14 protein-coding genes and 2 tRNA genes are annotated in these 12265 nt (G+C 32.0%); 10 read left to right on the top strand and 6 right to left on the bottom strand.

Translation table 11 applies throughout. The features are described from left to right. Nucleotides 1-492: 492 nt before the first annotated feature. The 3 genes from murA to E0Z07_RS09500 form a co-directional block, all read right to left on the bottom strand. On the bottom strand, nt 493-1806 hold the full coding sequence (gene murA / locus E0Z07_RS09510; protein WP_006257040.1) for a UDP-N-acetylglucosamine 1-carboxyvinyltransferase: 1314 nt from the start codon (nt 1804-1806) through the stop codon (nt 493-495). Continuing rightward, a complete protein-coding gene (locus E0Z07_RS09505; protein WP_006257041.1) occupies nt 1806-2513 on the bottom strand; it encodes a DUF4290 domain-containing protein in 708 nt (235 codons plus the stop codon). The genes murA and E0Z07_RS09505 overlap by 1 nt, the downstream gene beginning before the upstream one ends. A 95-nt stretch (nt 2514-2608) precedes the next feature. Beyond that, nucleotides 2609-2893, bottom strand: a complete 285-nt coding sequence (locus E0Z07_RS09500) for a DUF493 family protein (protein WP_006260705.1) — start codon at nt 2891-2893, stop codon at nt 2609-2611. Between the two features lie 119 nt (nt 2894-3012). On the opposite strand from E0Z07_RS09500, the gene E0Z07_RS09495 reads away from it, so the two are divergent. The 5 genes from E0Z07_RS09495 (at nt 3013) to E0Z07_RS09475 (ending at nt 7614) form a co-directional block, all read left to right on the top strand. Beyond that, nucleotides 3013-3546 (top strand): AAA family ATPase, encoded by a 534-nt coding sequence (locus tag E0Z07_RS09495; RefSeq protein WP_006257043.1) that lies wholly within the window; start codon nt 3013-3015, stop codon nt 3544-3546. Nucleotides 3547-3656: 110 nt separating this feature from the next. After that, nucleotides 3657-5549: a RecQ family ATP-dependent DNA helicase gene (locus E0Z07_RS09490; protein WP_006257044.1), complete on the top strand. Its 1893-nt coding sequence runs from the start codon at nt 3657-3659 to the stop codon at nt 5547-5549. Continuing rightward, nucleotides 5546-6490 (top strand): methionyl-tRNA formyltransferase, encoded by a 945-nt coding sequence (gene fmt / locus E0Z07_RS09485; protein WP_131540602.1) that lies wholly within the window; start codon nt 5546-5548, stop codon nt 6488-6490. The genes E0Z07_RS09490 and fmt overlap by 4 nt, the downstream gene beginning before the upstream one ends. 166 nt (nt 6491-6656) lie before the next feature. Next, nucleotides 6657-6941: an HU family DNA-binding protein gene (locus E0Z07_RS09480; protein WP_006257046.1), complete on the top strand. Its 285-nt coding sequence runs from the start codon at nt 6657-6659 to the stop codon at nt 6939-6941. 106 nt (nt 6942-7047) lie between these two features. Then, on the top strand, nt 7048-7614 hold the full coding sequence (locus tag E0Z07_RS09475; RefSeq protein WP_006257047.1) for a YqgE/AlgH family protein: 567 nt from the start codon (nt 7048-7050) through the stop codon (nt 7612-7614). A gap of 18 nt (nt 7615-7632) precedes the next feature. Here the strand turns inward: E0Z07_RS09475 and E0Z07_RS09470 are convergent, their stop codons facing one another. Next, on the bottom strand, nt 7633-8475 hold the full coding sequence (locus tag E0Z07_RS09470; protein WP_131540601.1) for an aminotransferase class IV: 843 nt from the start codon (nt 8473-8475) through the stop codon (nt 7633-7635). 56 nt (nt 8476-8531) lie between these two features. Continuing rightward, a complete protein-coding gene (locus E0Z07_RS09465) occupies nt 8532-8918 on the bottom strand; it encodes an START-like domain-containing protein (RefSeq protein WP_006257049.1) in 387 nt (128 codons plus the stop codon). Nucleotides 8919-9063: 145 nt separating this feature from the next. Here E0Z07_RS09465 and E0Z07_RS09460 point away from each other — a divergent pair. From E0Z07_RS09460 to E0Z07_RS09440, 5 genes are all read left to right on the top strand, one after another. Continuing rightward, nucleotides 9064-9137 (top strand) — tRNA-Met (locus E0Z07_RS09460). Nucleotides 9138-9287: 150 nt separating this feature from the next. Continuing rightward, complete coding sequence (locus tag E0Z07_RS09455) at nt 9288-9914, top strand: NAD(P)H-dependent oxidoreductase (RefSeq protein WP_131540600.1); 627 nt, start codon at nt 9288-9290, stop codon at nt 9912-9914. Nucleotides 9915-10020: 106 nt separating this feature from the next. Beyond that, nucleotides 10021-10093: transfer RNA gene (locus E0Z07_RS09450), tRNA-Met, on the top strand. 113 nt (nt 10094-10206) lie between these two features. After that, the gene (locus E0Z07_RS09445; protein ID WP_131540599.1) at nt 10207-10902 is read left to right on the top strand and encodes a hypothetical protein; all 696 of its coding nucleotides are present in this window, start codon (nt 10207-10209) and stop codon (nt 10900-10902) included. A 42-nt stretch (nt 10903-10944) separates the two neighbouring features. Beyond that, nucleotides 10945-11577, top strand: coding sequence for a hypothetical protein (locus E0Z07_RS09440; RefSeq protein WP_131540598.1), 633 nt, complete (start codon nt 10945-10947; stop codon nt 11575-11577). 34 nt (nt 11578-11611) lie between these two features. Here E0Z07_RS09440 and E0Z07_RS09435 read toward each other — a convergent pair whose 3' ends face one another. Continuing rightward, nucleotides 11612-12262: a DEAD/DEAH box helicase gene (locus E0Z07_RS09435; protein WP_131540597.1), complete on the bottom strand. Its 651-nt coding sequence runs from the start codon at nt 12260-12262 to the stop codon at nt 11612-11614. Nucleotides 12263-12265: the final 3 nt, after the last annotated feature.

Raw genomic sequence — 12265 nt, 5'->3', positions numbered from 1 at the left:
AATTCTTAGTTGTCTACAATTACACAAAAGATAGAATAACCACAGCTTCAAAAAGCCGAATATTAAAATATCAAAAAACGACATTCATATATAAGTATATTCTTTTTAGTGTGTATTGAGTAGTTAATGAATTTTGCTCTGGTATACTAGCAGATTGCTTGCAGGTTTCTTGCACATTTCTTCGACAAAAACACCTTCTAGGCAGGAAAACCCCTAGAAATCTCCTAGCAAACCTCTAGAAAGTGCAAGCCTTACGCCTTATATCTATTCCTAAATACTAAAATCACAACTCGTATACTAGTTTAAGATAATAATTGCTCTTTCACTTTAACGTATTCATACCTAATGGTATTACTTTTAAATGATACTGTTATAAAGTCTTTTAAATCAATATTAGGATTACAACTAAGAACTATCTATGGAGAGATATACTACAAAAAAGCACAAAAAAAAGAACTAAGCTTGACTTAGTCCTTTTAATATATTCTTATACTATTCTTCTATTCTTTCTATATGAGCTCCTAGAGCACGTAGTCTATCATCTATAGCTTCGTATCCTCTATCTATTTGCTCTATATTCTGAATCTCGCTTACTCCCTTAGCTGATAGAGCAGCTATCAATAAAGATATACCTGCACGAATATCAGGAGAAGACATCTTAGTAGCCTTTAACTGAGACTTAAAGTCATGTCCTATAATAACAGCTCTATGCGGATCACATAAAATAATCTTAGCTCCCATATCAATTAGCTTATCCACAAAGAATAATCTACTCTCAAACATCTTTTGGTGGATTAATACCTCTCCTCTAGCTTGTGTCGCTACTACTAAGATAACACTTAACAAATCAGGTGTTAGTCCTGGCCATGGCGCATCTGCTATAGTAAGTATAGAACCATCTATAAAGTTTTGGATTTCATATCCATCTGTATGAGCTGGAATATAAATATCATCTCCACGCTTCTCTAATGTAATTCCAAGTCTTCTAAAAGTATTCGGTATCACACCTAAATGCTCCCAACCTACGTTCTTAATCGTAATTTCACTCTGTGTCATCGCTGCTAACCCAATCCATGAACCGATCTCTATCATATCTGGTAACATCGTATGCTCACAACCTTTTAGTGCTGTCACTCCTTCTATAGTCAGTAAGTTAGACCCAACACCTTGAATCTTAGCTCCCATAGAGTTCAACATCTTACACAGTTGTTGGATATATGGCTCACAGGCTGCATTATAGATAGTCGTAACTCCTTCTGCTAATACAGAAGCCATTAGTATATTAGCAGTTCCTGTTACAGATGCTTCATCTAACAACATATCAGCACCTACTAACTTCTCTGCTTCTACTCCATAGAAATATTCTTCTCTATTATATCTAAATGTAGCACCTAATTTTATAAATCCATCGAAATGCGTATCTAATCTTCTACGTCCTATCTTATCTCCTCCTGGTTTTGGGATATATCCTTTTCCAAAACGAGCTAATAAAGGCCCAACCATCATAATAGATCCTCTTAAGGCTTTACCATCTGTCTTAAAGTCATCTGAGATAAGATAATCTAAATCTAACTCATCCGCTTGAAATGACATCTTATTAGGACCTAACTTTTCAATTTTAACTCCTAATTTGCCTAATAACTCTATTAATTTATTTATATCAATGATATCCGGTATATTAGAGAGTACAATTTTTTCTGGTGTTAATAAGACAGCACATAAAATCTGCAATGCCTCATTTTTAGCACCCTGAGCATATACCTCCCCTTGTAGTTTAAAACCTCCTTCAATCTTAAATGTACTCATTACTTCTTACCTTTTGAATGATAGTTATTACTTTTATATTTCTTATTGTTATTGTTGTTGTTAGAATTACTCTTCTGATTATTAGAGTGATTCGTTTTGTTAGATTGTTTCTTATTTACCTGCATTAAGTTAGCAGTAGTAGATAATTCTTCTTCTTTTTTAAATAAATTAATCTTTCCATTAGACAGCTCACATAGATGCTCAAAGATCACTTCGTCTTTCACTGTTTCTTTATTCCAACTCAGATAACTCTTCTTCATATGATTAGCGATCACTAATATCAAGGCATCCTTCATCTCACCATCTTCCCAAGCGATAGCCTTATTTATCATATAGGTAATATTATTACCATAAAATCTATATTTAGGGTGATTCTGAGGATAGGCTAATTTACCAGGTTTTGTAAAGATAGTTTCTTGTGTTGCAATAGGAAATGGGCTATCAACATCTAATTTAAACTCAGACATCATGAATAGTTGATCCCATAACTTATGTTGAAAATCAGGTACATCACGCAAGTGCGGATTCATACTCCCCATCACACTAATAGCATACTTAGCGCCATTATTTCGCTCTTCTCTATCTTCGATTTTACAAATATGGTCTATCAAACTATGTAGATGACGCCCATATTCTGGTATTATCAATGGTTTTCTTAAGGAATTATAATCTAAGTGAGTTACTGCTTCTTTGGAATCAAATTTCATATTATCTATACTGTTATATTGGAATAATTACTTATTAAGTTATTTATATATAACTCCTAATCAAGTAATTTATTTAAAAATAGGTAAAAAAAGGATTATAAAGAAACTATTCCTTCAATAGTTGAAACTGCAATGTATTTATCAATGATTTCTTGTGCATTCTTCACTGTAAGTTTTACAGAAACACTTGCAAACTTACCTGTACTAGAGTTCTTAATTTGAATATCTGCATTACAACCATCAAAAGCTTCTTCTACTCTGGCAATTTTCTCAGGTTCACCTGGCACTATAAATTTATAAAGGTAAGGTCTTGGCCACGTTTTATCGTCTTCTAATTGCTCTTTTAATCTTTTATAAAATTCTATTGTCTTATCGTCCATATCGTTTTTATTAGGCAAATATAATCAAATTAACCACTATAATTTTCAAAAGATGTAGTTAAAACTCTTTTGCAGACCACATTTTATTGTACTTTTGCACCTTTGATATTTACAGCAAAATGGACACAAAAATAATCTTAATCATAGGAGGACCCGGTTCTGGTAAAACTACGTTGATTAACGAACTTACTAACAAAGGATATGTTTGCTATCCAGAAATATCTCGTGCGGTAACGAAAAAAGCCCAAGAAAAAGGTATTGATCAATTGTTCTTAACAGAACCTCTATTATTCAGCCAATTACTTTTAGAAGGAAGAATCGAGCAACATAAAGATGCTGTTAAAGAATCAGCGAATATTGTTTTTATAGATAGAGGAATTCCTGATGTACTAGCTTATATGCATTACACAGGAGACAAATACCCTGAGAGTTTTGATATAGCATGTAAACAACATCTTTATCACCAAATATTCTTATTACCACCTTGGGAATCAATTTATCAAAGTGATGAACAACGTTATGAGAATTTTGAACAGGCAAGTCAAATACACGAACATCTTATCTCAACATATAAAAACTATGGTTACGATCTAATCGAAGTTCCAAGAGACACAGTTGAGAATAGAATTGATTTTATATTAAGCAGAATTTAAGAAATCATCATATTTGAGTTAAAAGGGTTATAGTATTCAAACTATAACCCTTTTATTTACAACAAATTTTGTAAATTCGTTATCATATTTTCATATATTTCTGTTAGCACATGACCACACCAATTGAAATTCTTCAAAAGTACTGGAACTACGACAGTTTTCGAGAGCCACAGAAAGACATTATAGATTCTGTCCTAGCAAAGAATGATACTTTTGCTTTACTTCCTACAGGTGGAGGAAAAAGTATCTGCTTTCAGATTCCTACACTTCTATTACCAGGCACATGTTTAGTAGTTTCCCCCTTGATCGCTCTAATAGAAGACCAAGTCAACAATCTTAACAAACTTAATATAAAGGCTACTTCTATTATAGGAGGTACGCCAATGCATGAGATAGATGCCATATTTGACAATTGCCTATATGGAAACTATAAATTTCTATATATATCACCTGAGCGATTAAAACAGACTTGGATTCTTGAACGAATAGAAAAGCTTAAAATCAGTATTATAGCCATTGATGAAGCCCATTGTATCTCTCAATGGGGACATGACTTTAGACCTGCTTATCTAGAATTAGGAAAATTACGTGATGTTTTCCCTGAAGTACCTATTATTGCACTGACAGCATCTGCTAATAAAAAAGTAATAGAAGACATCTGCACAAATCTTAAACTTAATTCTCCAAAGCTATTCACAAAAAGCTTTTTGAGAGAGAATCTAATATACGGTGTATATAAGGTAGAGAACCAATTAAACATGGTTCTACGCATATTACAAAAAAATCCTGCACCAACAATCATCTATGTTCGCAATAGAAAAGAAGCTTATTTCTTCTCTAACCAATTAAATCAAATGAATTATAAAGCTACTTTTTTTCATGGGGGCTTATCTATCATTGAAAAAAAGAAAAGAATGCAAGATTGGATAGAAGAAAAAACACCTATTATGGTAGCGACTAATGCTTTCGGAATGGGGATTGACAAAAAAAATGTAAAGAATGTAATCCATATACAGATACCCGAAAACATAGAGAACTATTACCAAGAAGCCGGAAGAGCAGGACGAGATGGTAATAAAGCATTTGCTACTATGCTAGTCACTCCACAAGAAATCAAGCAAAACAGTGAAATGTTTGAAACGAATCTCTTTGACAAAGAGTTTCTTAAACGCATCTATCGAAAACTCAATAACTTTCTAAGTATTGCTTATGGAGAGGGATACAACTGTACTTACAGTTTAAATTTCAATAAATTCTGTAGTCATAATAACTTTCCACATAGGAGAGCTTATAACGCACTACAATTCTTAGATAGACAAGGTATCATTCGACTATTAGAAAACAGTAAAAATAAAACTAAACTGCTCTTTACTGCTCCTAGTAGTGAAATACTAGACATAACGTATGACAATGAAAGTTACGAGAACATCATTCACTTCATACTACGTACTTACACAGGAATACACGAGTACGAACAAGATTTAGATTTACACCTAATAGAACAACATACTGGCGAAAGTCAAGAGAGCATTATCGCTTGTTTAAAGGATTGTCATGACCAAAACTTATGCAACTACATTCCTGAAGAAAACGATCTTACAGTGATATTCAATGAGGCTTGGGAAGAAGACAGAGTACTATACCGTACATTTCCATATCTTAAACAACAGAACGAACAAAAGATAAATCAATATAAATCTCTCTTATTTTATATTGAAAATGAAGATATTTGTAAGAACAAAATACTGCTAAAGTATTTTGATGAAAACAAAACAACTGATTGTGGTACTTGTTCTACATGTATATCTAATAAAAAGAAACATAAAACTAGTAGTGTTATTATTGACAATATATTTAAAATTCTATTACATACACCTAGCACTATTCAACAATTAGAAGTAGAGCATGGTATAGATAAAGAGGATATAATATATTCACTACAAGTACTACAAGAACAAAATAAAATAAAAATAAACCTAGAAAATCAATATTTAGTAATATGAAAGACTTGCGTATCGTATTCATGGGAACTCCAGACTTTGCTGTCGGGATTCTAGATGCTATATATACAAATAACTATAACGTAGTAGCTGTAATTACTGCTCCTGACAGACCAGCTGGTAGAGGACAGAAGATTAAGTACTCAGCTGTTAAAGAATATGCTTTAGAAAAAAATTTACCAATACTACAACCAACAAACTTAAAAGACGAACAGTTCTTAGAAGAATTAAAAAGTTATAATGCTAACCTTAATGTAGTGGTTGCTTTCAGAATGCTTCCTGAAGTAGTATGGAAAATGCCAGAACTAGGAACCTTTAATTTACATGCTTCCCTTTTACCAGATTATAGAGGAGCGGCTCCTATCAATTGGGCTATTATCAATGGAGAAACAACAACCGGAGTATCTACATTCTTTATAGACGAAAAAATAGATACGGGAGCTATCATTCTTAAAAAGGAATTAAATATTGGAGCTAATGAGAATGCTGGTGAACTACATGACAGACTGATGGTCTTAGGAGCTTCTACTGTATTAGAAACGCTTGAATTGATCAAAGAAAGTAATGTTACTACAACTACTCAACCAAAAGAAGAAACCAAAACAGCTTATAAATTAAATAAGGACAATACTAAAATTGACTTCACACAAACAGGTCAGCAAATACACAATCTTATTAGAGGGCTTAGTCCATACCCTACAGCATGGTGTTTCTTTCAAGATAAAAGTAATGAATGGACAGTTAAAATATACGAAGCTAATTATGAGGAAGATAGTCACAACTACCCTATTGGTAAAGTAGTTTCTAGCAAAAAAGAGCTTAAAATTGCTGTCGAAAAAGGTTTTATCAATATTTTAAGACTTCAATTCCCAGGTAAAAAGCCAATGAAAGCCAATGAATTACTCAATGGAGTTACTTTTACCGAAGATGCAATAGCTATATAAAGCACTAACAATCAGTATTTAATAAATTTATAGTTTATTTTAGCTTTTAAATCACTTTGATTTATCAAATTTTTATTTTTTTTTATGCAAAAGACTTGCTTTATTACAGAATTACCCTAAATTTGTATAAGGACGTTAATAAAGTTAACCTTTAAAAAAAATTATTATGAACAAAACTGAATTAATTGATGCAATTGCTAAAGATGCAGAGATCAGCAAAGTGGCTGCTAAAAAAGCATTAGAATCATTCTTATCAAATGTTGAAACTACTTTAGGTAAAGGTGGAAAAATTTCTTTAGTTGGTTTTGGATCTTGGTCAGTATCTGAAAGAGCTGCTAGAGAAGGAAGAAACCCTCAAACTGGGAAAACAATCAAAATTGCTGCTAAAAATGTAGTAAAATTTAAAGCTGGTTCTGAATTAGAAAACGCTGTAAACAAGAAGAAAAAATAATATTAATAGTAATATTAACACTTTTTCGAAAATATAAAGCCTCACTTATTTTAGTGGGGTTTTTTTATTATATTAGAAGATGAAATCTATCTGATAGTTTATATATATGATTCATTCACTTTCCATACAAAGAGGAGATCAGTTAATCTCATTGCCTAGTGCCCTTAACGCAGATCTTATTTTCTCAAGATCAGTCATTCTATTAACAGAACACAGTCAGGATGGCTCTGTTGGCTTTATTCTGAATAAACCATTAGATCTGACCTTATCAGATCTTTTACCGAATACGGAAGCCTCATTTACTATTTATGACGGAGGTCCTGTTCAAAAAAACAGAATATTCTATATCCATACTAGACCAGAGCTAATTCCTGATAGTATTCATATTGTAGATGATTTATATTGGGGAGTAGATTTTGAAGAATTGAATAACATTCTATCCCTAGGAATACTTAACAAGAATGATATTCGCTTTTTTCTAGGATATTCAGGTTGGGACTGCGACCAATTAAAAAATGAGATTCAAGACAACTTTTGGATAGCTTCTAATAAATTAGATACCAAGAATATTTTTTCCCAATCTCCGACAGAACTATGGAAAAGTTCGTTATCTAAATTGGGAAACAAATACTCTCTATGGTTAAATGCACCTGAAAACCCTAACTTTAATTAGGGAATACAGATAACATACTTACATCAATCTAATTTTAGCATTTAATTTATTTACCAAATCAGCAGCTAAAACGTTGCCATATTCTTTCTTACGGTACTTAGTCACAGGTTGAATTCCCATAATGACATTCGTAATAAATAATTCATCAGCCTTTTGTAATTCAAATGGCGAGACAACTGCTTCTTCAAATTTATATTCAGGATGTTTTTGTAGTAACTCGATTACTTGTTTTCGCATAATCCCTTTCACACATCCATCAGATAATGGAGGGGTTTTTACCACATTATCTTTAACGATAAAAATATTACCATTTAAAGCCTCTACAATGTTTTTAGTATCATTCAACAATAAACAGTTCTGATAATCATTCTCTTCAGCAAAAATACTTCCTGTTACATTGATTAACCTATTATTTGTTTTTAAAGTTGACAACAAATGAGAAGTTATATAAAAATCTTTATATAGTTCTATCTCGTAGTTCATAGTATTTAAACTATAAACTCCATTATTTAAAACCTCAGCCGAAACGATATAACCTATTTTTCGACTAGTTGGTAAATACTTACCTTCAGCATCTCTATATACTGTAAAACGCACTCTAAATGCATTTACAACTGATTCAAGACTATTGATTGTTTTAAGTATTTCTTCCTGAAAATACTCCATTGTAAACTCCATAGGTATCTCCATACGCAGAATGCGCATAGAAGACATTAATCTAAAGTAGTGGTCTTCTAAGAATAAAACCTTTTTATCTAAAACTCTAACTGTTTCAAAAACAGCATCTCCATATAAAAAGCCTCTATTATGCTCTACAGATACATCACTATTAGAAACAATTTTGCCGTTAACATTAATCATATATTTCTTTTCTTCTGATTACTATTAACGGCAAATATAAGTTATATTTTATGGAATTATGCAGAACCTAATACTTGTTTTAAGTCCATGATTTGATTTTCCCATAATTGTTTTGATTCATTGATTTCATCTGGCTCAGCGAAATCTGTAACGATAATAGTTACATCTTTTGTCAATTCATCTTTATTGATTTTTAACTCAAAGAAATAGTCAGTTTCTTTATCGTTTTCATCTAGCCATCTATATCGAACTCTCTCATCAGCTTTACGAGTAACAACACGAGCTTTCTCTTCTGAATCTCCCCAAATAAAAGAATAGATCTCTCCACGTGAATTTACATTATCAGCGAACCACTCGCTTAGCCCTGAGGGATCCGAAATATACTGATACAATAATTGCGGAGATGAATTAATTGAGAATTCTAGTTCGTATTTTTCTTTCATAGCCTTTTATCAAATTTTATAATTTTTTCGAATATAATCATATTTTGTAAATAAAAAAATATTTTTTTTCTCATCCTCTATTTGCATTATAAAGTTTTTGTTCTATATTTGCACCCGCATTACAGAAGTAACGCAGCCCAACAATGGCGAGGTAGCTCAGTCGGTTAGAGCGCAGGATTCATAACCCTGAGGTCACGGGTTCAACTCCCGTCTTCGCTACAAGGTAAAAGGACATCTTAAATAAGATGTCCTTTTTTTATTTATATTCTCTCCTGTATTATAAATACTACCGAACTATCATAGAAATATACCTACTTCTATAGAAAGTCACGAACTAAGTTTGTCATCTCAAAAAATCATTAATACAATATGACAAAAAAAATATTAGTAATCAATGGGCATCCTGATCCAGAAAGTTATAATCAAGCACTTGCTACAGCTTATATAGAAGCACTTAAAGAAACTCCTCACACAGAAGTAAAATATTTAGCACTACATTCATTAGATTTCAACCCTAATCTTGAATATGGATATAGAAAACGTACAGAACTAGAGCCTGATTTAATAAAAGCCTTAGATGATATTAAATGGAGTAACCATATGGTATGGATACATCCTCTATGGTGGGTGGGGCTACCTGCTCTGATGAAAGGCTTTTTTGATAGAGCCTTCTTGCCTGGCATCACGTTTAACCATATCTCTACTACAGAAACAATAGGCCTTTTAAAAGGCAGAACAGCTAAAATAATAACAACAGGTGGTGACCTTAGTCAAGAAATCTACACAACAGTTTTTAATGATAGTGGTCTACTTCAACTCAAAACAGGTATTTTAGAATACTGTGGTGTGGAAGTAACAGATACAACTTTCATCGGGTTAATGAATAATTCATCATTAGAAGATCGTCAAAACTGGCTAGAGGAAGTCCAACACTACGCAATAATAGACTCTAAACCTCATAATGTCGATATACACACAAAAACCTTATCAAAATAACAACCTTAAAAACAACGCATTAACCCATAAACTAAAATATTTTTAAAAATAAAAGCTTCTATCCCTTGCATGGTTACTATTTAGTAGTATATTTGCACCACAATATCGCGGGATAGAGCAGTAGGCAGCTCGTCGGGCTCATAACCCGAAGGTCACAGGTTCGAGTCCTGTTCCCGCTACTACCAAGGAGACTTAAATAAGTCTCCTTTTTTTATGCCTATTTTTTTACTTCCTCTTATCTAAATCAGCTTCTCAATAATTTTATATTTTTACACTTTGATAAAAGATAAAGATGAAATATACTTCAGATACTTTCCCTGAATTAACTACTCTTACGAATCCTAAATTAACTTTATTGGTTCGCGTTGTATTTCTACTTTTTACGACATTTTTATTAGTGTTATTATATCTCATCCCTTTGGCTTTAATAAACGACTATACAGGCAGTACGGAGATTTACATACTTATAGGCATATATGCTTTAATACTCACTTATGGAATATATAAGTTCAGTAAAGACTACAAAAAGAAAAGTACTAATGCCATACATAAAATTGTAGTCAATAAACTAGGAATACAATATCACAAACTCAATGGAGAAATAGAACACTTATCATATAAAGACCTCAACAAGTCTAAACAACTTTATACTAAAGATATTTTCACAAAAACAATAGGAGTCAATATAAGTAGTAAAACTTTGTTAAAAGTATTTTACAATCAGCAGGAACGTACTGTATCTTTTCAGAACACTGATATTTTTTACACATACCTATCTACTAATTCTAGAGAACTTAGACAGCACTTCTTACAAGGAGTTACATTATACAGACCAGACTTAAAAATAGCTGATAGTGTATATAATGATTTTTTTATCAATCCTAACACCTTTGAATTTGATAAAAAAGGGTACAAAAAAACAATGATTATCGCACTTATTATATCTCTAGTGATATTAGCTATTGTCTTTTTATCAATCAATGCTTAAAACTGTATATTAACCATAATTCAACAGAATCCATATTACAATATGAACAAAACTCTATTAATATTGGCATTTCTTTGTATTAACTTACATTCGATTGCTCAAATAAACCAAAGATTAAAACCTAAAGACCAAAAATTTAAAGATATAATTGAGGAACTAGGTAATCCACTAGAAGGAACACCTAAAATGATTATAAATTATATGGGCGATAAAACAGGGAGTTATTTGTGGTTCTTCAATGAGCGAAAAGCAATCAAACCAAGTTATTTTTCTAATAAGCCTACAGATATATTGTCTGGTATCTATATAGAAGACCATGGAGGAATATTGGAAAAAATTAAATTCAAAGACTACGCAGAAGGTTTAGCACAGCCAGAATTTTTATATGATTACTGTATCGTTACAGATATAGATAAAGATGGTAAACCAGAATTTTACCTAACCTATTTTATGAATTCTGATGGTCTAGATGCAAAGCCGTTAAAAGTAATTGTATACACTGCTAAAGCGAATAGTTATGAACTTTATAAATCTAAGGTTACAGCTTATATTCCTTATCAAGAAGAAGATAAATATCAGATAGAAGAAGACAGTAACTTCAAACAACTTCCCTCTACTATAAAGAAAAAAGCTTTAAATATCTTAGCTGAAGTCAAAAACAAAAACATATTATAAAAGAAAAGGCTGTCCATCAAGACAGCCTATAGTTTTATTCATTATCCTCTTCTTCCTCGTCATCATCGTAAAAGTCAAACCACTCTGCATCTTCACTAAGAGACTTATCAGCGAACATATCTAATTGTTCAACAAACTCAGTAGCTAAATAAAGGCGTTGTGTTTTCCCAATACTTTCTGACAAACGGTGTAAACGCGGTTCTAAGCGATTTCTAAGCTGAATATCTATATCATCTATAATATACATCTTCAACTGATTTACGTCAAACCCTGCGCTTGCAAACATCTCATTCAATCGATTAGCAGTACCTATCAAGATATCATTTCCTAATGAAAGTAGATTCTTATCTTCATCTAAATCTGTATAATCATGTACTCCATAGATTCTAAGGTCTGTATATCTACTATACGCTTCGAATACTTCCATTAATCTCTCTACCTCAAACTTATCTTTAACAACAATCAATACTCTTGTAGCGATCTCTCCTTCTACAGGTCTTTCAGTACGCTGTAGAGCTGCGATGATCATAGCTGTTGTTTTCCCCTGCTCTTTAGGTCCAAAAACAACTACATCTCTTCCACTTTTAATTGTTCCAAAAGTTTTCTTTTGAAGAGTTGTTGGTTCTAAAAGACCATTCTTACTTAAGTTCTCTTGTAAAGTACTATTTATTTTTTTTAATTTCATATT

The sequence above is a fragment of the Myroides odoratimimus genome (assembly GCF_004337635.1).
Lineage (GTDB): Bacteria > Bacteroidota > Bacteroidia > Flavobacteriales > Flavobacteriaceae > Flavobacterium > Flavobacterium odoratimimum.
Note: the sequence above shows the minus strand (reverse complement) of the source record. Positions and strands in the feature narration are given on the sequence as shown.